The sequence below is a fragment of the Chania multitudinisentens RB-25 genome, from assembly GCF_000520015.2.
Classification (GTDB): domain Bacteria; phylum Pseudomonadota; class Gammaproteobacteria; order Enterobacterales; family Enterobacteriaceae; genus Chania; species Chania multitudinisentens.
This window is the reverse complement of sequence record NZ_CP007044.2, coordinates 127,556-148,426: the sequence shown is the minus strand read 5'-3', so window position 1 is coordinate 148,426 and position 20,871 is coordinate 127,556. Positions and strand designations below refer to the sequence as shown.

The 20,871-nt window shown below is 50.3% G+C and carries 14 protein-coding genes; 11 read left to right on the top strand and 3 right to left on the bottom strand.

The annotated features are described in order from the left end of the window. Positions 1-297: 297 nt before the first annotated feature. Positions 298-966, bottom strand: coding sequence for an EcpB family pilus assembly chaperone (locus Z042_RS00555; protein WP_024912524.1), 669 nt, complete (start codon positions 964-966; stop codon positions 298-300). A 78-nt stretch (positions 967-1,044) separates the two neighbouring features. Continuing rightward, complete coding sequence (gene ecpA, locus Z042_RS00550; RefSeq protein WP_024912525.1) at positions 1,045-1,632, bottom strand: common pilus major fimbrillin subunit EcpA; 588 nt, start codon at positions 1,630-1,632, stop codon at positions 1,045-1,047. A 1,281-nt stretch (positions 1,633-2,913) separates the two neighbouring features. Here ecpA and fimA point away from each other — a divergent pair. The 7 genes from fimA (at position 2,914) to Z042_RS24415 (ending at position 11,994) form a co-directional block, all read left to right on the top strand. Further along, complete coding sequence (gene fimA / locus Z042_RS00545; protein ID WP_024912526.1) at positions 2,914-3,462, top strand: type 1 fimbrial major subunit FimA; 549 nt, start codon at positions 2,914-2,916, stop codon at positions 3,460-3,462. Between the two features lie 257 nt (positions 3,463-3,719). Then, positions 3,720-4,400, top strand: coding sequence for a type 1 fimbria chaperone FimC (fimC, locus tag Z042_RS00540; RefSeq protein WP_154667024.1), 681 nt, complete (start codon positions 3,720-3,722; stop codon positions 4,398-4,400). A 46-nt stretch (positions 4,401-4,446) separates the two neighbouring features. Then, entirely contained in the window at positions 4,447-7,041 is a 2,595-nt protein-coding gene (locus tag Z042_RS00535; RefSeq protein ID WP_037406553.1) for a fimbrial biogenesis usher protein, read from the top strand. Positions 7,042-7,065: 24 nt separating this feature from the next. Beyond that, entirely contained in the window at positions 7,066-8,076 is a 1,011-nt protein-coding gene (gene fimH / locus Z042_RS00530; protein ID WP_417903512.1) for a type 1 fimbria D-mannose specific adhesin FimH, read from the top strand. Beyond that, positions 8,069-8,635, top strand: a complete 567-nt coding sequence (locus Z042_RS00525; RefSeq protein WP_024912530.1) for a fimbrial protein — start codon at positions 8,069-8,071, stop codon at positions 8,633-8,635. Before fimH ends, Z042_RS00525 begins: the two co-directional genes overlap by 8 nt. A gap of 114 nt (positions 8,636-8,749) precedes the next feature. After that, positions 8,750-9,406, top strand: coding sequence for a helix-turn-helix transcriptional regulator (locus tag Z042_RS24420; RefSeq protein WP_081758442.1), 657 nt, complete (start codon positions 8,750-8,752; stop codon positions 9,404-9,406). Positions 9,407-9,768: 362 nt separating this feature from the next. Beyond that, the gene (locus tag Z042_RS24415; protein WP_024912533.1) at positions 9,769-11,994 is read left to right on the top strand and encodes a polysaccharide lyase; all 2,226 of its coding nucleotides are present in this window, start codon (positions 9,769-9,771) and stop codon (positions 11,992-11,994) included. 57 nt (positions 11,995-12,051) lie between these two features. Here Z042_RS24415 and Z042_RS00505 read toward each other — a convergent pair whose 3' ends face one another. Then, positions 12,052-13,071, bottom strand: a complete 1,020-nt coding sequence (locus Z042_RS00505) for a LacI family DNA-binding transcriptional regulator (protein ID WP_024912534.1) — start codon at positions 13,069-13,071, stop codon at positions 12,052-12,054. A 201-nt stretch (positions 13,072-13,272) separates the two neighbouring features. Here Z042_RS00505 and ascF point away from each other — a divergent pair, with 201 nt between their 5' ends. From ascF to cas3f, 4 genes are all read left to right on the top strand, one after another. After that, on the top strand, positions 13,273-14,748 hold the full coding sequence (gene ascF, locus Z042_RS00500) for a PTS cellobiose/arbutin/salicin transporter subunit IIBC (RefSeq protein ID WP_024912535.1): 1,476 nt from the start codon (positions 13,273-13,275) through the stop codon (positions 14,746-14,748). Between the two features lie 148 nt (positions 14,749-14,896). Further along, positions 14,897-16,327 carry a 6-phospho-beta-glucosidase gene (locus Z042_RS00495; RefSeq protein ID WP_024912536.1) on the top strand — a complete coding sequence of 477 codons (1,431 nt, stop codon included), beginning with the start codon at positions 14,897-14,899 and terminating at the stop codon, positions 16,325-16,327. Between the two features lie 313 nt (positions 16,328-16,640). Further along, positions 16,641-17,621: a type I-F CRISPR-associated endonuclease Cas1f gene (gene cas1f / locus Z042_RS00490; RefSeq protein WP_024912537.1), complete on the top strand. Its 981-nt coding sequence runs from the start codon at positions 16,641-16,643 to the stop codon at positions 17,619-17,621. Then, positions 17,618-20,863, top strand: coding sequence for a type I-F CRISPR-associated helicase Cas3f (gene cas3f / locus Z042_RS00485; protein WP_024912538.1), 3,246 nt, complete (start codon positions 17,618-17,620; stop codon positions 20,861-20,863). Before cas1f ends, cas3f begins: the two co-directional genes overlap by 4 nt. The last annotated feature ends 8 nt before the right edge of the window (positions 20,864-20,871 follow it).

Below are 20,871 nucleotides of genomic sequence, written 5' to 3'. Positions count from 1 at the left end.
AACAAACCATCCAGGCTTGGCTTCACTTAAAACTCCTTGAACTGTGTCTATCCCCAAGTGATTTTGAGATGCTGGCAAATGCTCACGGGGCGAACTGCCGTGAGAGGGGTCATTAATCCCGATGAGCTTATAGAGGCCAGTAATTCGGGTGACAAATCTGTTAGGAACAGATTTTAATACTGCTTGCAGCAGCTCTCCGTCATTGCTGGCTTACTGAAAGCAGCCCATTCCCCGATATATTGAAGGGCAAAGGGTGTAGGCATTTTTTCTGCATATTGCATAACAAACCGGGCGGTTTTATTTCACTTGAATAAATTGTTCGCCATACCAAAGTGCAACGTGGCTTTTCTTATCGTTAATATCAACTTTGGCAAGAGTTCGTTCTCTGCCGGGCATGACAAAATAGTTTTCTTTACAGCTGCTGCCATTTTTTTTGTCTTTACACGCACCATAAGCCACCATTTTGAATGTGGCGTTACCGGTATTGGTGAGGGTTCCATTAGCAAACTGATGGCTGAATTGTGCTTTGCGTGGCGTCACCACCAAAATAGTGCCAATCCGTGCCGAGGTTGTGGCTACGGCATTGCGTTTAGCGGTATTTTGCCCTGCGTCGGATAAGGCTTGATCAAGCCAGGTGATCCGGTAAAAACGCTCTTTATTATCTTCAGGCCCTTTGTAATAAAAACGAATTACGTCGCTGGCATTGGCTGGCATCATCAAGCTGGCCGGTGAGAGCAACATTTCATCTTTTGTTTCCATCGGAATAACGGTGCCTGATTCTGACGGATTAGAAATCCGCTCTACTTTTATATTCACCAGGCGGCCATTATCCGTCGTATTTTTAATTTCTTTACTTAAGATCGCACTGTCACTGTGCATAAAGGAACTAATAGCCCCAACGTCCAGTGCCCATGCGCTATGGCATAAAGAGAGCAGCAGTGGAATAGAAAAATAGAGACGATTCATAACGATTTTCCAAAAGCTTAAACGAGCGAAAAACAGGGGGGTTCCCCCTGTTTAAAACGCATTACTGAAAGGGGACGATTAGATGGTCCAGGTGGCGTTGAACTCAACGCTCACATCACCGCTCCAGATACCTTCTGGCAGTGTGGAGAAATCAGTCACTTGAGTTGTGCCATCAGAGGTTGCACCAATGATGTTGAAAGTGAACTGGTCTTGTGCGCTGGTGCGGCCAGCTTGGTTGTAAGCGTTCTGCAGTGGGCTCAGGTTGCCACCCAAGATGCCAGCAGAAGTGTCAATCATGGTAGTTTCGCCAGTTTTTACCACGGCAGCACCGTTGAAGTTAACACCTACATCCAGAGTAGAACCTGAAGTGTCCAACTGAGTCAGAGTGTTAGAAACCAGTTTAGAGGTCAGCTTGAAATCGCTGGCGCTGGTGTCGCCTTCGATAGTTACGTCAAACAGGCCTTTTTGGCTGTTGAAGCCTTTGATGCCTTCAGCATATTGGAAAGACAGGCTGCCCAGTGGCGTAACTACCAACTTGCTCGTAGTGTCTTTCTTGGCGGTTGCAGACCAGGTAGCCAGTGCTTGTGCAGTTGCATCTGCTGCTTGAGCGGTACCAACTACTGCGAATGCGGAAACGATCGCCAGAGCAAGTGTCATTTTTTTCATGGTAAAACTTCCTTAATGTGTAGATTTATATGTGTCCGTTTAAATATGGAGTGCTTTGTCACCCCGACTCACTCTGGTAAAGCCAGTTGCTAGCGGGATAGTGCGAAGGGCCGATATCGATTTGCCTGTTGCATAAAGTCTGTCTCGGCCGTTCTGGCAAGAAAAATCTTAATTCAAACCAGGTCAAAAGCAATCATTAACTACAAAATGGCGTATTTTCAAATTTAAATGCTGTAATTAATGTTTTTTAATTTAATGTGAGGAATTATAATCTTTATCGGCAAAGGGTTAAGCTCGATTGCCTGGAAATATTTTTCAGATAAAGCTTAGGTAATATCTTTATCCTTCATTTCTCTTGATAGTCATGAAATTGGCGAGAATTTATCATGTTAGATGGTGCAGTATTAAGCTGCTAGCGGTGCAAAACGGCGTTTTTTAGTCTGAAATCCACATAATCAAAGCGTGCTGTGTAACGGTTTAATGTTCCATTGCATTAACGCAGGCGAACAAGCTGCCATTTTTCCCTCAACATATTACCTCCCGTAGAAGGCTGGGGTAATCGACAGAATGGGAAGTTCGCTAGTTATAGAGAAAACTCCTCATTTATCCCCGATTTGATATCTTGAACAGAGATGACAGCCCAGTCATTGGCTTGTTGCGGTTTGTCGCTAAGCCATTTTATGGTGATAACTTCAAACCTAGCCATTTGAGGGAGGGATAAAACCTTGCAGACAATGAAGATATTCAGCCAGAAATGAATAAGATAATTATATTATTTTATCTCATTTAGTTGGTCATATAATCCATTATTTAAAATAAAAATAAAACTATTAACTGTAAAAATCAAAAAAAAAGACATCATTAGCCAGTTAACCATATCGATTGCTGTAAATAAAACCTGACGCTTTAGGTTTTGTGGATTGAAAGTAGGCAAAAATTAGGATTTTTCCTTATTTTCAATCAAAAATAACGATCATTTATCATTTTATGATAGTTTAAAACTATCAATTAATAAAAATTCGATCGAGATAAACAATTTTAAATAACCTTTATGATTGTATATTATGGTTTCAACTATTAAATATTATTTATTATTAATTAGGTGTTTCGCACCTTTTAAATACGTATTTTCCGTGGTTTTTTTGTAGGTGAAATATAATCATCGAAAAAGATCCCAATGAAATGAGTAAATTAAAATTATTTTATTTATATTTGAGGTGTAATTCGCAGGGGAATAACGTAATCGTATTGTCCAGATATTTTTATCATTAAAGGAATATTATGAAGCTCAGTAAAATCGTTCTCTCTTTGGGTTGCCTCTATACATTATTCAGTGGAACAGTATATGCCGATCCCGTTACGGTAAACGGGGGAACTGTTCATTTTAAAGGTGAGCTGGTTAACGCAGCCTGTGCAGTGAGTATTGCCTCTTCCGATCAGGTTGTCCAACTTGGGCAACATCGTACTGCGTCCTTTAGCAATGTGGCTGATACCTCTTCACTGAGGCCTTTTCGCATTATTCTCAACGACTGTGATAACAGCATCGCAGAAACAGCGTCCGTTACTTTTTCAGGCGTGGCAGATTTGAACAATCCTGATTTGCTGGCGGTGACCTCTGACGGGGGAGCGACGCCGGCAACGGGGGTGGGGATCGAAATTCTGGATATGATGGGTACGCCGCTGCTGCCAAATGTCAGTTGGTCAACACCACATAATCTGCTTAATGGCAGCAACACCCTGGACTTCACTGCGCGTTACAAAGCCACCGCAGCAACCACAACCGCTGGGATGGCTAACGCGGATGCGACCTTTGTCATGAAATACGAATAATCGACGAGCGGTAAGAGCAAGGATGAACCGGGCTTCACGGATGAGGCCAAGGTTATGCTCCATCCTGAAAAGGTAATAACGCTAAATCCTTCCTTTTCGGCTGTTGCCACGGGGAGATGGCGCTGTGCTTGATAACCTACTCAAACAACCCGTACTGGAAAACGCGCAATAAGCCATCGGGCGTATGGCTTTCTCCCTGATTCTGCCCTTATCCGTAATCAGTCATTTTGATGGTGTCTGGCGTGAAAAATAAAACGATGAAATCAGGTATGGTTATATTGTTCTACCTGTTAACAACCGCCTTTATGGCGCAAGCTGCCGGGATCGCTCTGCATGCTACCCGGGTAATTTATCCGGCAGGTGCCAAGCAAACTTCTTTATCCCTGTCTAACAGCGATACCAAAGGCCGTTATCTGATCAATGCCTGGGTAGACAACGGCAGCGAACAAAAAGAGAAAGGGTTTATCATCACGCCGCCCCTGTTTGTCAGCGAAGCCAACAGTGAGAATACCCTGCGCATTATTTATGCTGGCCCTCCGTTACCGGCAGACCGTGAATCCGTTTTCTGGCTAAACGTTAAAGCCATTCCGGCCGTGGAAAAAGCCAGCATTGAAGGAAAAAACGTACTGCAATTGGCTATCCTGTCGCGTATCAAATTGTTTGTCCGCCCCGGCAATCTTCCCCAGCCGCCAGAAAATGCTCCTGCGCAACTGCGTTTCAAACGTACCGGCATGCAACTGAACATCACCAACCCGTCTCCCTACTATGTTTCATTGGTCAACTTGAAACTGGGAACCCAAAAACTTCCCAACATCATGGCAGCCCCGAAAGAGACTACCCCGGTGCCGGTGCCTGCGGCCATTGAAGGGAACATTTCCTTTCAGACGGTCAATGATTATGGCGCGCTGACCCCGGTGCAGCAGGGCGTTATGCAATGACATTCATCCAACCAAGGCGGGAAACAACAGAGGGATGAAAATGCCAATGATGCGAAAGAAATGGGGAAGAATGCGGCGGTTGGCGGGCCTGACAGGAACACTGATGTCTGTGTGGTATGCGAGCGCCAGTCATGGGGAAAGTTATTTTAACCCGGCATTTTTAGCCGAAGATGTTTCAGCCGTGGCGGATCTGTCGCGTTTTGAGAAAGGCCAGCAACAGGCAGCCGGTGACTACCGGGTAGATCTCTGGCGTAACAACGATTTCATTGCGACTCAGGACATTCGCTTTACCAATGTCGATCCAACGGCCCAGCAACCGTCGGATAGAGTCAAATCTGGTGGCCTGGAACCCTGCATTGATACTGATTGGCTGAAACGTTTGGGGCTGAACATGCGCGCCTACCCAGAACTGGAGCAGTTTGAGCAGGGAGCCTGTATTCCGTTGGCGAGTGCTATTCCAGGGGCAGAGGTCGCTTTTGATTTTTCCCGCTTGCGCCTTGATATCAGCCTGCCGCAATCCGCGATGGTCAACCGTGCTCGTGGTGATATTCCCGCGGATGAATGGGATGAGGGGATACCTGCCATCTTATTCAATTATTCAGCAACGGGCAGCCATGGTTCTGCCGACGACAGTTATTACTTCAATCTGTTGAGTGGGCTGAACCTGGGGGAGTGGCGGCTGCGTAATAACGGTGCCTGGCGTTATGCCTCTGGGGATAATTATCACACTAACCGTTGGCAGAACATCAGCACCAGTGCATCGCGGATCATTGTGCCATTGAAAAGTAGCCTGGTGATGGGGGATAGCAATACCGGCAATGACATCTTCGACAGCTTGGGGTTTCGTGGCGCACGCCTTTACTCTGTCGACAGCATGTATCCAGACAGCCAGCAGGGTTACGCTCCGGTGATACGTGGCATTGCCCGTACCTACGCCAGAGTCGTTGTGCGTCAGAACGGCTTTGTCATTTATCAGGGGCCGGTATCCCCTGGCGCATTTGCCATTGATGACCTGAACGCCACCTCGTCAAGTGGCGATCTGAACGTAACGATAGAGGAAAGCGACGGCAGCCAGCAGAACTATACCGTTCCCTATTCCACCGTCCCGATGCTACAGCGGGAAGGGCGCTGGAAATACGATCTGGTCGCGGGGGATTTTCGTAGCGGTAACGGCCAGCAATCTCGCCCCTTTTTTACGCAAGGCACTCTGATTGCCGGCCTGCCGCAGGGCTATACCCTTTATGGCGGGAGCCAGCTTGCCGAACGTTACAGCGCCTTTGCCCTGGGGGCAGGGAAAAACCTCGGTGGCTGGGGTGCGCTGTCACTGGATGTCACTCATGCCGACAGCCAACTGGCGGATGACAGCAAGCATACGGGGCAGTCTCTGCGTTTTCTGTATGCCAAATCGCTCAACGAATACGGTACTACCGTCCAGTTACTGGGATACCGCTACTCCACGCGGGGCTTCTATACCCTGGACGAAGTCGCCTATCGGAATATGGAAGGGTACGAATATACCCAGCAAGAGGAAGGAACACTGCAAAAGGAGCCGGTGGTCATTAGCTACCATAATTTACGCCACAGTAAGAAAGGGCGTTTCCAGGCCAGTATCACTCAATCTCTGGGTGATTATGGCTCTCTGTTTCTCTCCGGTAATCAGCAAACCTATTGGGGATCGGATGAAACCAATGCCTGGTATCAAGTGGGTTACAGCAGTGGCTGGCGTGATCTCAGTTATTCATTGTCCTGGTCTCAAAGCCAATCAACCGGCTTGGCTGACAGTAATCGAATGATGGCGTTCAATCTATCCGTGCCCTTCCATGCTCTGATGGGAAATGCGCGCTCACGTAATACTGCGCTGGGCAGAGCACATGCCACCGCCGCCAGCAGCCACGGTTCGGGGGGCCAGAATACCTGGCGCACCGGCATTGGCGGAACGTTGCTGGAAGGGCGCAACCTTAGCTACAGCGTAATGCAGGGGTACAGCAATGAAGGGGGGAATACCGGCAGCGCCGGTGCGACCTGGCAAGGGACCTACGGCACGTTGGGGCTGGGGTACAACTATGACCGTGACCAGCACCAATATAACTGGCAACTGGCAGGGGGTTTGGTCGGGCATGCAGATGGCATCACCCTCAGCCAACCGTTGGGGGATACCAACGTGCTGGTCAAGGCACCGGGGGCGTCTGGCGTCCGGGTAGATAACCAGACCGGTGTCAGAACCGACTGGCGGGGTTACGCCGTGATGCCCTACGCCACGGTTTATCGCCATAACCGGGTGGCGTTGGATATCAATTCGATGGATGAATACACCGAGATTGAAAATAACGTCAGCACCGTGGTGCCAACCCAAGGCGCGCTGGTGCGGGCCGATTTTCAGCCCCGTATCGGCCGGCGTGTTTTAATGACGCTGAAACAGAGTGACCGCCCGGTGCCTTTTGGCGCCATCGTGCGGGAAGAGAGCGGCGGGCTCCTTGGCATGGTGGGTGAGGACGGGCAAACCTATCTGAGCGGGATGCCGCCGGAAGGAACCTTGTTTATCCAATGGGGAAATAAAGAAGAGACACAATGCCGCACCCGTTATGTGTTACCGCAGGACAGTGTGGCGCAGGTGCTGGTTATGACCACCACCTGTTCATAACACGGCATCTACCTAAGGAGCCTGATGATGAAATTGAACGCTACGCTGGCCGCCGTCGCGTTACTGGCCGCCCCGTTTTCGGCGCTTGCTACCGTTTGTTATAATTCTAACGGTACACCGACAGACATTACTTATGATTTATCGCAGGTGTTTAACAGTGGCAATAATAACGTAGGGGAAGTGGTTACGTTGCCGGAAAAATCCGGGTGGGTGGGGATAAAGGCCACCTGCCCGGCTGGAACAACGGGCTATGTTACCTATCGTAGTTACGTAACCACATTGCCGATACAGGAGACGTTGGATGGTTATCAGTATTTAAAATTGAATGACTACCTGAATGGCGCCATGAGTATTACTGACAGCGCCGCTGGTATCTTTTATCCTCCGCAAGATTACGTCCGAATGGGGGAGCATACCAATGTCCCTCAACAGAAGCCTTTTGAGATACAGGATTCAAATCTGGTATTCCGCCTAAAGGTCACACGGCGATTTGTTAACATGGTGCCGATCCCAAGACAGGTGATGTTCACCATTTATGTCACGTCCAGCAATACAGACCCCCTCACTACCCCGGTCTATACCATCAGTTACAGTGGCAGGATAGAAGTCCCGCAGTCTTGTGAGATTGATGCCGGGCAAATCGTTGAGTTTGATTTTGGCGATATCGGCGCTTCTCTGTTCAGCCAGGCCGGAGCCGGTAATCGGCCACCAGGCGTCACGCCGCAGGCCAAACCCGTGAAGATCCAATGTAGCGATGGTGTGGCCGCTGAAGCCTATTTGAGCCTGCGCCTTGAGGTCGAAAAAGCGCAAGGGCAAATCATGGTTTCGGATAACCCGGATGTCGGTTTTATCGTGGCAAACGCCAGTGGAACGCCGCTAACGCCAAATACTCTCGGCAGCAAAATTCCGTTCCGCCTGGATGATAACCGCGTTGCCAACGTGGAGCTGCGTGCCTGGCCGGTCAGCGTTACTGGCAACAAGCCTGCGGAAGGGCCGTTTACGGCGCGTGGCTATCTGAGAGTGGACTATGACTAACAAGAAAATAAGGTGGCAGCCAATCCATGCCAAAGGATGGGTTCTGGTATTCAGTTTGTGGGCCTTCTTTACTTTGGCAGACGACCCTTCTCTTGGTGAAATCAATATTGAGCTGCGGGGGAATATCGTGAATTACAGCTGCGTTGTTGCTGCTGAAAGCCGCAATTTGAGTGTAGAGCTAGGTAGTTGGCCAACGCGTTTCTTGCAGGGAACAGCGGGCGGAACGCCGGAAGTGCCTTTTACTCTCCAACTGAGCGGTTGCCCCGGTGAAAAAACCTTACAGGTTTATTTTGCCGGGCAAAGTGCGGATGGCGCTGCTCATTTATTAGGATTGAGCAATGACAGCACGGCAACCAATGTGGGTGTGGCGTTGCTGAATCAAAATAAGGAACCACTACCACCGAATGCATTTGGCAGTAGCAATACGGCGGTAACGACGGATGCCAATGGCAACGCAACGCTGCATTATTATGCGCGTTATGCGGTGATTGCAGCGGCATCCCCTATTCAGGCAGGGAGTGCGAACGCCTCTGCGGCATTAATGATTGATTACGATTGAATATTCTATGCACGCAGCGGGTAGAAAGCATTAATAAGAAAAGTGTTATTACAGGTATCAGTTTGTGTCTGACATTTCATTCAACATATTTATTAACAGGATGCTTATTTGAACATGAACGTTAAAAAATCTATCGCCATATACCATCCATGCACTTATACCCGAGCCGGAATTACTACGCTTGTGGCATCATTAAACGAAATGCATAAAACCCTGGAGCTTCGGGTGCCTCGTTCAGCGCTACCGGAAGACGATCAGCCACCGAATGATCCGCTGGCATTGTTGGTCACTCATATATCCTGTTTTGATCCTGCTTTTATCGACACATTGAACTATATTGAACGATTACAACGTCAATCCAATCACGCCCTTAAAGTTATCGTACTCACCAATCATTTTTCCCGCCTGCTTCTTATTCATCTTCTTGAAAAATATCGTGGAATCTGCGTGGTATTGAATGAATCGCTTCCGTGTAAAGAAATATCAAACAGTATGAAAACGCTGTTAAGAACGGATATTAAGAAAATCAAGAAAAAACATGTGCAAATAAAGAATAAGCTTTCTACGCGCGAATGCAGCGTGATAAAAAAACTTATGGGTGGGATGACAATGAATGAAGTTTCGAAAATTTTGGAACTCAATTATAAAACCATCAGCTCTTATAAAGTGTCGGCATTGAGAAAATTGGGCGTGCCTAATATTAATTCACTGTTATCAGGCCGGATAATGGTTAAAGCCCATCCCAAAAGTCTCTATGCCACCGGCAGGTAACGTGCGGCTGAGCGCGCCAGAGGGCCGGAATACCTTCAAATGCCTGCATGATTCCGCAGATGTGATGACGCAGAGTGTGGGTTGGTATCTGGCCTGTGCGATGAGTTTGCAGGAAGCTGAAAAACGCAACAAGATCTATTTTTGCGAGATGGCTTGCATTTTTGAAATTGAGTTTCTTTTTTTTTAAACTAACATATCAAGGCTTTCCCTGTCAGGTGAACGTTGCGGTTTTACCTGTGCTGTCAGTGATTGAATATCGTGATTATACCCGTGCAGCGGTGTTGGTGGCGTTGATCCCTGGCCCACCGGCCATCCACATGCAACTTGAAGTATGACGAATATTTTATTTCTGGAGAAGAATAATGGATTTCTTTTCAAAGCACGGTTCAGGCAAGCGCATGACTAACAGGATGTTTATCCTTGGTTTTGTTTTTTCCTTGGCAGCCTGTGACAACAGCAATGCATCATCGGTCATAGAAAGTAATAATATGGCATCGTTGAATAATAATGCCGAAGTTATTTCATCCGTTAATGATAATAAACAGCAAAACCAGGTGGCTGCCTGCTCTGTGGATAATAAGGCCTGGTGGCCATTACCGCAGGGGAAAAATGATACTCCTCCCGCCAGTTTTATTACCCGGGTCAATTTTCAGGATGATACACCGGGGCTTTATACGGTGGCAGATTTTACAAAAGACTGGGGCTTAACTCCGGGTAATTCATCGGGGCAAGCCCAGGGCAGGCTGAATATTGTGGCCGATCCTGATGCACCCGCGAATAAAGTGCTGCGTGTCACCTACAGCGCGACCGCCGGTCAGGATGCCACGGGCAACCCGACGCCAGGCATTGGCGGTAATTCAGCCATGACCTTTGATGCCCCATTACCAAAAGGCAACACGGCGTTATGGCTACAGTATAAGGTGCGTTTTGACGAGCGGTTCACCTGGGTGCGCGGCGGGAAACTGCCCGGTTTGGGTGGGGGTGGCAAGGCTCCCTCCGGCTGTATTGATAACAGTAAATTTAATGGTTTTACCACGCGGCTGATGTGGCGTGAACAGGGTTCCATGTATAACTACCTTTATTATCCCACCAAGGTGGAACACTGTGGCGACTATGCGGCATTGAATACGCAATTTCTGCCGGGCCAGTGGTATACCATTACGCAATATGTCCAATTAGGCGATCCAGGGCAAAGCAATGGGCAACTCATTCAGTTTGTCGATGGCGTTAAGGTATTGGAATTGGATAACTGGAATTGGCGTGCCGATAATACGGTGTCTATCAGTACGATAAAAATGGATACGTTTTTTGGCGGCGGGACGTTGGATTGGGCACCGCAAACCGATCAATATGCCTATTTTGATGATTTTACCGTGACCACGGCTTCGCCGCTGGGGTTAGTGACAACCCATAAAAGCCGGGAGCAACAGGAGAACGGCATAACATGCCATCCACAGCCGGGTTATCAGGCTTGGTCCGCTACGCAAAGCTACCCGGCTGGCAGCTTGGTCTATGCCGTTGACGGCAATGGCGAATATCACTACTACCAGGCACGCAGCGATATCGCCGCCGGTATTTCGCCTGGGGAGGGCGTACATACTCTGCTTGATATCTATGACGGGGTCGTTATTTCTCCGGTTCCGGTTGATTTGGAACAACCCTGGCTGGAGCAGACCGTCGCTCCCTGGTATGGCAATGGCGCCACGCCAGGGGCGAGTTGGACAACTGGGTTAGCGAATGTGGGCGGTTCAGAAGAGGGTGAACCCCCCACGGAGGAAACCGACGACGGGGCGATTAAATGGAATCTGTACACTCCCCTCACCAATGGCGGCCTGATGCCGAACGTGAATGGGGCGGTGAGCAACAGCTATGGCACCGCGAATCAGTTTGCGGTGAATGGCAATCTCACCCCGTTCAGTATCAACCCGGATAATACGCTGCGTTATGACAACACCGGCTCGACGGTGACAACCGCCGTGCGCCTGTGCAATACCGGTTCCTGCGATAATGCTGGTAAGGGGTTAAAAGCCAGTGCAGACAGCGTCACCAACGATGGCTATCCCAAAGGCTTTACCTGGTTAGCCTGCGTGAAAGCCAATGAGCCTGGCACCAAGAATGCGCTTGAGATCGAAGTGGCGACGGGCGATTTCCTGTTAGGGCCCGCTTACAGCAGCCGGGTAAAAACGGTGATTCAGAAAACAAGCTCTGCCACCGGGGTTCAACTTAACAGTATTGATGGCAGCAGCAGTTCTGTGGTGCAGGCTGACACCAGCCAATACCATCTGTATCAGGTCAGTATCGCGCTGGATACCTACAATACGGGGAGCGTGAACCTGTTTATTGATGGTAAAGCGGCTAAGGTGAGAGCGGGGCCGGCATTGCCCTATAGCGGCGTACTGAATTCAGTTTCGCTCACCGGGCCGGGCAATTATCTATCCATCGGTTCCGGGGCGGCCACCTCAACGGCAACCAGTGGTTCTATGGCATGGTTCATCTGGACTAAAGAGGCGTTATCGCCTGCTGATATCGCCGGTTCTTTGCCAGAGAATGCGCTTGCGGGTTCACCCTGCGATTTATCTGCCTATTAGAACCGGGGCCAATAACTCAGAGCATCCCTCTTTCCATGCGGAAAGAGGGATAACCGCTTACTTGCCCCAAAAAGGCCCCTTGCTCACCGATTCTCTGATCAGCAGGTTTGAGGTGAACAGGTTGTCTTTGGATAAATAGCCGCCGTCGAGCATGGAAATCAGCCGATCGATCACTTCATTCATCATATCGCTGACGGGATCTTTAACGCTGGACAAGGCCGGGTGCAGATAGGGCGCAGTGGGGATGTTATCGAAGCCGATCACCGAGACGCTATCAGGCACCGCAATACCGGTTTGGCTCAACGTCTTGATGGCACCAATCGCCATATCATCATTGCTGGCGAGCACTGCGCTAAAAGTTGTTTGATTGCTTAACAACAATTCTATGGCTGCGGCACCGCTGGCTGGCGTCCATTTTCCCTTCAGGATGAGGCTATCCTGCGGCGTAATGCCGTATTGATTTAATGCCTCTTTGTAACCGGAAAGCCGCTCGATGGCGGTTGGTGAATCCAAAGAGCCGGTAATAAAGGCAATATCGCGATGGCCCTGCTCAATCAGGTATTTTGTTGCGTTAAAGCTGGCCCCTTTGTGATCGCAGCAAATACAGTGGCTTTGGTGCTTCCTTAGCCTTCTATTCACCACCATGATCGGCTGCTTATACTGCTCGATGATGTCATCCATCACGTCAATGGTTAAGAAACGTGGATAGATAATGATGGCATCACAGCGTAAATCGAGCAGGAATTGAATCGCTGCCTGTTCTTCTTCGGCGCTGTGTTTGCCGTCTACCAGAATCAGCTGGCGGCCGTTATCTTCCAGTTTTTGCGCCGCCTGGGAAAGTAACCCGCTGAAATAGCTGCCGTTGTAGAGCGTATTGGTGACCACCAGACCAATACATTGGGATTTATTGGTTGCCAGATTTCTTGCCAGCAAATTAGGGCGATAGCCTGCCTCTTCAATCGCTTTATATACCTGATCTTTTGTTGCTTCGCTGACGTATCCTTTGCCGGAAAGAACACGTGAAACAGTGGCTTTTGAAACGCCTGCTTTCTTTGCCACTTCCTGCATGGTCGACATAGGTATTTCCTGGCTCTTTGAAAATTATTCACATTCTACACATTCTGGCGCAGCAGAAGCAGGCCATTGCGCAGATTATCGGTCATATCTCAGGCGATCGTCATCACAAAATAGATAATAAATAAATTTATAAATTGATATTTAATTTAAATATAAACATTCTTGTGTGAAACCGGTTACCTATCGACGAGAATTATCCTCATGGCTAAGAATTATGCAGCAATGTCACAATCAATAGTGGATGCAGTGGGGGGAGCAAATAACGTTGCGGCGCTGACGCATTGCATGACGCGTTTGCGCTTTGTGCTTAATGACGATACTGCTGTTGATGCTGCCAAGCTAAAGGCCATCAGCGGCGTGTTGGGCGTGGTGAGAAGCGAAAACCAGTGCCAGGTGATTATTGGCAATACCGTCTCACAGGCCTACGCCGAAGTGCTGAAACTGCTGCCGGAAGGGGCGGCGGCTCAACCGGCGGCTACGGGCAAAAACAAAATCACCTTGAAACGCATTGGGGCTGGCATTCTGGACGCGTTGATTGGCACCATGTCACCGCTGATCCCGGCCATTATCGGTGGTTCAATGGTGAAATTGCTCGCCATGATCCTGAATATGACCGGCGTATTCGGCAAAGACTCCTCAACGCTGATTATTCTTAATGTCATTGGTGATGGCGCATTCTTCTTCCTGCCAGTGATGGTGGCCGCTTCTGCCGCCATAAAATTCAAAACCAATATGTCGCTGGCTATCGCGATTGCCGGGGTGCTGGTGCATCCCACCTTTATCGATCTCATGGCCAAAGCGGCACAGGGGCAGCAGGTTGAATTTATCGGCCTGCCGGTCACGGCGGTGAAATACACCTACACGGTGATCCCGGCGCTGTTTATGACCTGGCTACTGTCCTACATTGAAAAATGGATCGATCGCATCACGCCAGCGGTGACCAAAAACTTCCTGAAACCGATGCTGATTGTGCTGGTTTCAGCACCAATCGCCATCCTGCTGATCGGGCCGCTGGGCATCTGGATTGGTAGCGGTATTTCGGCGCTGGTTTACGCCATTCATGGCTATCTGGGGTGGTTATCCGTCGCCATTATGGGCGGGCTGTGGCCGCTGCTGGTAATGACCGGGATGCACCGCGTATTTACCCCCACCATTATTCAGACCATTGCAGAAACCGGCAAAGAGGGCATGGTTATGCCGTCAGAAATTGGTGCCAATCTTTCGCTGGGCGGTTCATCGCTGGCGGTTGCCTGGCGCACCAAAAACCCGGAGCTGCGCCAGACGGCGCTGGCCGCGGCGGCATCCGCCATTGTTGCCGGTATTTCAGAACCTGCGCTTTACGGTGTGGCAGTGCGCTTAAAGCGCCCGCTTATCGCGGCACTGATCAGTGGGTTTATCTGCGGCGGCGTTGCCGGGGTTGCTGGGTTAGCCAGCCACTCGATGGCTTCACCGGGCTTGTTCACCAGCGTACAGTTTTTTGATCCGGCTAACCCAATGACCATTGCCTGGGTGTTTGGCGTCATGATTCTGGCGGTGGTACTGTCCTTTATCCTCACGCTGTTGATGGGGTTTGAAGATATCCCGGTCACCGAAGAGGCCGAGAGTGAGCCAGCCAAATCTGCCCCTAAAACCAGTCAACCAGGCCAAGAAATGCCGAATCATGCGGCACAAGGTTAAACGTGAAGCTCCCTTTCCCGCTGGGAGAGGGCTTTACCGTGGGGATATTCCCCTCACCCTGGCCCTTTCCCCGCAGGAAAGGGCTCTGGCCAGCATAAAGGCTGCGCCTGTATTAATCTGTAACTAGCTAATTAAGAAGAGGTATCTCATGCCAGCATCTGTTTTCCCCGCCGATTTTTTATGGGGTGGTGCTCTCGCTGCCAATCAGGCCGAAGGCGCTTATCTTGCGGGCGGCAAAGGGCTGACCACGGTGGATATGATCCCTCACGGTAAAGATCGGCTGGCGGTCAAACTGGGCCAGGAAAAACGCTTCACCTTGCGTGAAGATGAGTTCTACCCCAGCCATCAGGGCATCGATTTTTATCATCGTTATAAAGACGATATCGCCTTAATGGCGGAAATGGGGTTCAGCGTATTTCGCACCTCAATCGCCTGGAGCCGTATTTTCCCGAAAGGTGATGAAACGGTGCCTAATGCGGAAGGCATCGCTTTCTACCGCGATGTGTTTAGCGAATGTAAAAAGCACGGCATCGAGCCGCTGGTAACGTTGTGCCATTTCGATGTACCGATGCATTTGGTGCAGGAATACGGTTCATGGCGTAACCGGCAAATGGTCGGGTTCTTCACCCATTACGCCCGCACCTGTTTTGAAGCGTTTGACGGGTTGGTGAAATACTGGCTGACGTTTAATGAAATCAATATATTGCTGCACAGCCCGTTTTCTGGCGCAGGGCTGGTTTTTGAGCCGGGTGATAACCAGGAGCAGGTGAAATATCAGGCGGCGCATCACGAACTGTTGGCGAGTGCGTTGGCGACGAAAATCGCCCATGAAATCAACCCGGAGAATCAGGTTGGCTGCATGCTGGCGGGGGGCAATTTCTATCCGTGGTCGTGTAAACCCGCAGATGTCTGGGCCGCGCTGGAAAAAGACCGCGAAAACCTGTTTTTCATCGACGTGCAGGCGCGTGGGGCTTACCCCTCATACACACAACGCCTGTTTCGCGAAAAAGGCATTAGCGTCGCGATGGAAGCGGGCGACAGCGAGATCCTCAAACACAGCGTCGATTTCGTTTCCTTTAGCTACTATGCCTCGCGCTGCGCATCGGCAGAGATGAATGAGCACAACAGCAGCGCAGCCAACATTGTTAAGTCGCTGAAAAACCCGCATATCCAGGCCAGCGAATGGGGCTGGGGGATCGATCCTCTGGGCCTGCGCATTACCATGAATATGATGTATGACCGCTACCAGAAACCGTTGTTTCTGGTGGAAAATGGCCTGGGGGCGAAAGACGAAATCAATCAGCAGGGTGAGATTGATGACGAATATCGCATCAGCTATTTGCGCGAGCACATCAAAGCGATGGCGGACGCCATCGACGACGGTATCCCGGTCATGGGTTATACCTCCTGGGGCTGCATTGATCTGGTTTCTGCTTCCACTGGCGAAATGAGCAAACGCTATGGTTTTGTTTATGTGGATCGCGACGATCGGGGAAATGGCACCTTAGCCAGAACGAGAAAAAAATCGTTTTACTGGTACCAGAAGGTTATCGCCAGTAACGGGGCCGATTTAGGCTAGTAATGCTGCATCAGATAGCCAGTGCTCGTGATAAAGCCCTTTTCCCGGTGGGAAAAGGGCTGATATTCCACCAAACATCCCTGATTTTCCCGCGATATTTCTTCTCAATCATCACTTACGTTAATGCTAATAATTAGTTATTTGTATTTATCTCTCTGATCTATCACCAATAAAAATTAAATGAAAACTTAACTTTAATCACCTTATTTTATATGTGGATTATGTTACAACACTGAGTGAGTTGTAGGTATTTTGCACTTAACTATCGCCGATGAGATGGGTTTATGGCCCAAAAATAGGGATATTGTCTTTTATGAATAACCAATTTTCCCCTTCCGATTTAAAGACCATCCTGCATTCAAAACGTGCCAATCTTTACTACCTTCAACACTGCCGCATCCTGGTTAACGGCGGGCGGGTGGAATACGTCACCGATGAAGGTAAACAATCTTTGTACTGGAATATTCCAATTGCTAATACCACCGCAGTGATGCTGGGAACGGGAACTTCTGTGACTCAGGCGGCCATGCGTGAATTTGCTAAAGCGGGGGTGCTGGTTGGATTCTGTGGTGGCGGTGGCACGCCGTTGTTTGCCGCGAATGAAGTTGAAGTGGATGTTTCCTGGTTAACCTCACAAAGCGAATACCGGCCAACGGAATATCTGCAACATTGGGTCAGTTTCTGGTTTGACGATGACAAACGCCTGGCGGCGGCGATTGCTTTTCAGCAACAGCGTATTGCGCAAATCCGCACCCATTGGCTTTCGGCGCGTATGCAGCGCGAACAGGCGTTTGAGGTTGAGGCAGCCCAGCTTAACCCGATACTCGACGGCTTTATGCAGCGTTTATCCACCTGCCAGAATAGCAACGACGTGCTGGCACAAGAGGCGGTTATGACGAAGGCGCTGTATAAACTGGCGGCCAACGGGGTGAAGTATGGCGAGTTCAGCCGCGCCAAGCGCGGCGGCGGTATTGATATCGCTAACCGGTTTTTGGATCACGGCAACTATTTGGCTTATGGCCTTGGCGCAACGGCGGCCTGGGTGATCGGCCTGCCGCACGGTTTGTCGATACTGCATGGCAAAACCCGGCGTGGGGGCCTGGTGTTTGATATTGCTGATTTGATTAAAGATGCCTTGATTCTGCCGCAGGCTTTTATTGCCGCTATGGCCGGCGAGGATGAACAGCAGTTTCGCCAGCGTTGCCTTACTGGGTTCCAACAGGCAGATGCCCTGGATGTGATGATCGATACCCTGAAAGCCACCGCAGAAAGTTTGTCGCAGGTGGGTAAATGAATATTTTGCTGGTGGCCCAGTGCAGTAAAAAGGCGTTGGTAGAAACACGCCGCATCCTGGATCAGTTTGCTGAGCGTAAAGGGGAACGCACCTGGCAGACGGCGATCACTCAGGAAGGGTTGAATACGCTGAGAAAGTTGCTGCGTAAAACGGCGCGGCGCAATACCGCCGTGGCTTGCCACTGGATCAAGGGAGCCAATCAAACGGAATTGCTGTGGATCGTGGGTAATCTGCGTTGTTTCAATGAACAGGGAGCGGTGCCGACCAATACGACAGAACGGGATATTCTGAAAAGCCAGAGTGAGAACCAGTGGCACAGTATAGAAACAATCAGCCTGCTGGCGGCTATCGCCGGACTGTTTCATGACTTCGGTAAAGCTAATGTATTGTTCCAGAATGGGTTACGCGGCGAGGGGAAAAGTTTTCAACCGTATCGCCATGAATGGATTTCTCTGCGCCTGTTTGTGGCCTGGGTGAAGGGCAAAAGCGATCGGGAATGGTTAACTGCGCTCAGCCACATTGGCGAACCGGATGAAGAACGGATGCTGGGTAATCTGCTTAAAGATTCACTCGATCCGTTTGAAAATCCATTTATTCACCTGCCGCCGCTCGCCAAGACCGTGGCTTGGCTGATCCTTTCCCATCATCGTTTGCCTGTTTATCTGGCGGATGAGCAGCATAAGCCCGATTTGGCACAGATTGAATGCTGGTTAACGCAGCAGTTGACCGCCGATTGGAATGCCACCAATCATCTTGATCCTGGCTGGACGGCGGCGGATCAGCGCAACGCCTGGGTATTTCCGTATGGCACCCCCGTGCGCAGCGCGCAATGGCGTGCCAAGGCGCAGAAGTTTGCCAACCGGGCGCTCCAGCAGCCTTCGCTGGCTCATTTCGGCGTGCTTGAACAACGGTTTACCAGCCATCTTGCTCGCTTGGTGCTGATGCTGGCGGATCACTTTTACTCTTCATTACCCGCCACGGCAGGTTGGCAGGATGCCCGCTATGGCGCTTATGCCAATACCGATCGCAGCACCAAACAATGTAAACAGAAGCTGGATGAGCACAATATCGGCGTGGGCCAGAATGCCTTATTGCTGGGCCGCAGTTTGCCGCAGATTCGCAGTACCTTACCGGCGCTCGCTCGCCACAAAGGTTTCAAACGCCGCAGCGAACAGGCGAAATTCCGCTGGCAGGATCGCGCTTTTGATCTCACCACCGCAATCCGCGATCGCACCCAGCGGCAAGGCTTTTTTGGCGTGAATATGGCTTCTACCGGCTGCGGCAAGACATTTGCCAATGCGCGCATTATGTACGCACTGGCGGATGAGAAGCAGGGGTGCCGCTTTTCAGTGGCTTTAGGCTTGCGCACCTTAACCTTGCAAACGGGCGATGCCCTGCGGGAAAAACTCGCTTTACAAGAGGACGATTTAGCCGTGCTGATCGGCTCCATGGCAGTCAGCCAGTTGCATGAACTTAACAGTGATAAAGCGTTGCCGCTTGGTACTGGCAGCGCTTCTGCGGATGAATTGTTTGCTGAACATCAATACGTGCGTTACGACGGTAGCCTGGATGATGGCCGCTTAAGCCGTTGGCTCAGCGGTGCACCAACGTTGCATAAATTATTGAGTGCGCCGGTATTGGTGACCACTATCGACCACCTGATCGGCGCAACGGAAGCGGCGCGCGGCGGCAAGCAGATTGCGCCGATGCTGCGTTTGCTGACGTCCGATTTGGTATTGGATGAACCCGATGATTTTGATATCGCAGATTTACCCGCTTTATGCCGCCTGGTGAATTGGGCGGGGGTGTTGGGTTCCCGCGTGTTGCTTTCTTCCGCCACCTTGCCGCCCGCGCTGATTCAGGCGTTGTTCAATGCTTATCGTGCGGGCCGTGCCGATTATCAGCAGGCCTGTGGTCAGCCGGATCTACCGGTGAATATTTGCTGCGCCTGGTTTGATGAGCATGAGCCTGTGCAAGAAGATATCCAGACAACGGCCAGCTTTAAACAGGTGCACGAGCGCTTTGTTGCGCGCCGGGTGCAGCAATTGCAGGGTGCAGAGATTCTGCGCCGGGCGCAGTTGATTCCGGTTGCTGCGCCGAGCCAGCGGGAAAGTGATGTACTGAACAGCGTTGCGGCCACCTTGTTGAGTTCGATGCAGCAATTGCATACGGCGCACCACCAGGTTCATGAGTCGGGTAAAACGGTGTCGCTGGGGGTGATCCGCATGGCGAATATCGATCCGCTGCTGGCGGTGGCCCAACGTTTATTGCAAACGCCTGTGCCACCCGGTTGGCGCATTCATTATTGCGTTTATCACAGCCAGCATCCGCTGGCGATGCGTTCATATATCGAACAGCGGTTGGATGAAACACTGACACGTTATAACCAACAGGCGTTATGGCAAATCCCGGAAATCAAGGCGGCGCTCAATGGCCCTGAACAACGGCATCTGTTTGTGGTGCTTGCCAGCCCCGTAGCCGAAGTGGGCAGGGATCATGATTACGATTGGGCGATTGCCGAACCCAGCTCCATGCGTTCTTTGATCCAGTTGGCGGGGCGTATTCAGCGCCATCGTCAGCAGCGTTGTGAAATAGCCAATCTGCATATCCTGCAAAAAAACGTTAAAGCGCTGCAAGGTCGCGAGTTGGCATATTGCAGACCAGGGTTTGAATCGGGGAAATATCTCCTCGATAGCCATGATCTTAACGAGATCTTGCTGCCTGAGCAGTATCAAACCATCAATGCTATTCCACGGGCGCAGGAAAGAGAGAAACTTGAATACAAAGAAAATTTTGTCGATCTGGAACACTACAGCCTGCGTGCCAAATTGCAGGGGATAAAAGGTGAACGAGAGTATTACGCCGCTCTCTGGTGGCGCGAACAGGCCACTTGGTGCGCTGAACAGCAGCGCCGTACACCGTTCAGAAAATCTAGCCCGGACGAACTGCATTATCTGTGGCTGGAAGATGAAAGCGACGAAGCGATATTCCAATTCCCAGACAGTGAGCCGGGGCAGTGGAAGCAAAGTGCAGGCTTTAGCGCGATCGAACCTGAGTTCGCCGCCGGGAACTGTGCCTGGATGGCGATGGATTACCAGCAGCTTTATCAGCGGCTGGCAGATGAGCTGAATATGGAATTCAGCGAAGTCAGCCAGAAATTTGGTGAGATTTGTTTGCCTGAGAAAGAGGAAGGTTTATGGCGCTATCACCCGCTGTTGGGAGTGTTTGACGCACTCGAATGAGTGCAGTT

Coding starts and splice junctions, on each gene's coding strand:
- Z042_RS00555 (WP_024912524.1), bottom strand. CDS start 966: ATGAATCGTCTCTATTTTTCTATTCCACTGCTGCTCTCTTTATGCCAT.
- ecpA (WP_024912525.1), bottom strand. CDS start 1,632: ATGAAAAAAATGACACTTGCTCTGGCGATCGTTTCCGCATTCGCAGTA.
- fimA (WP_024912526.1), top strand. CDS start 2,914: ATGAAGCTCAGTAAAATCGTTCTCTCTTTGGGTTGCCTCTATACATTA.
- fimC (WP_154667024.1), top strand. CDS start 3,720: ATGAAATCAGGTATGGTTATATTGTTCTACCTGTTAACAACCGCCTTT.
- Z042_RS00535 (WP_037406553.1), top strand. CDS start 4,447: ATGATGCGAAAGAAATGGGGAAGAATGCGGCGGTTGGCGGGCCTGACA.
- fimH (WP_417903512.1), top strand. CDS start 7,066: ATGATGAAATTGAACGCTACGCTGGCCGCCGTCGCGTTACTGGCCGCC.
- Z042_RS00525 (WP_024912530.1), top strand. CDS start 8,069: ATGACTAACAAGAAAATAAGGTGGCAGCCAATCCATGCCAAAGGATGG.
- Z042_RS24420 (WP_081758442.1), top strand. CDS start 8,750: ATGAACGTTAAAAAATCTATCGCCATATACCATCCATGCACTTATACC.
- Z042_RS24415 (WP_024912533.1), top strand. CDS start 9,769: ATGGATTTCTTTTCAAAGCACGGTTCAGGCAAGCGCATGACTAACAGG.
- Z042_RS00505 (WP_024912534.1), bottom strand. CDS start 13,071: ATGTCGACCATGCAGGAAGTGGCAAAGAAAGCAGGCGTTTCAAAAGCC.
- ascF (WP_024912535.1), top strand. CDS start 13,273: ATGGCTAAGAATTATGCAGCAATGTCACAATCAATAGTGGATGCAGTG.
- Z042_RS00495 (WP_024912536.1), top strand. CDS start 14,897: ATGCCAGCATCTGTTTTCCCCGCCGATTTTTTATGGGGTGGTGCTCTC.
- cas1f (WP_024912537.1), top strand. CDS start 16,641: ATGAATAACCAATTTTCCCCTTCCGATTTAAAGACCATCCTGCATTCA.
- cas3f (WP_024912538.1), top strand. CDS start 17,618: ATGAATATTTTGCTGGTGGCCCAGTGCAGTAAAAAGGCGTTGGTAGAA.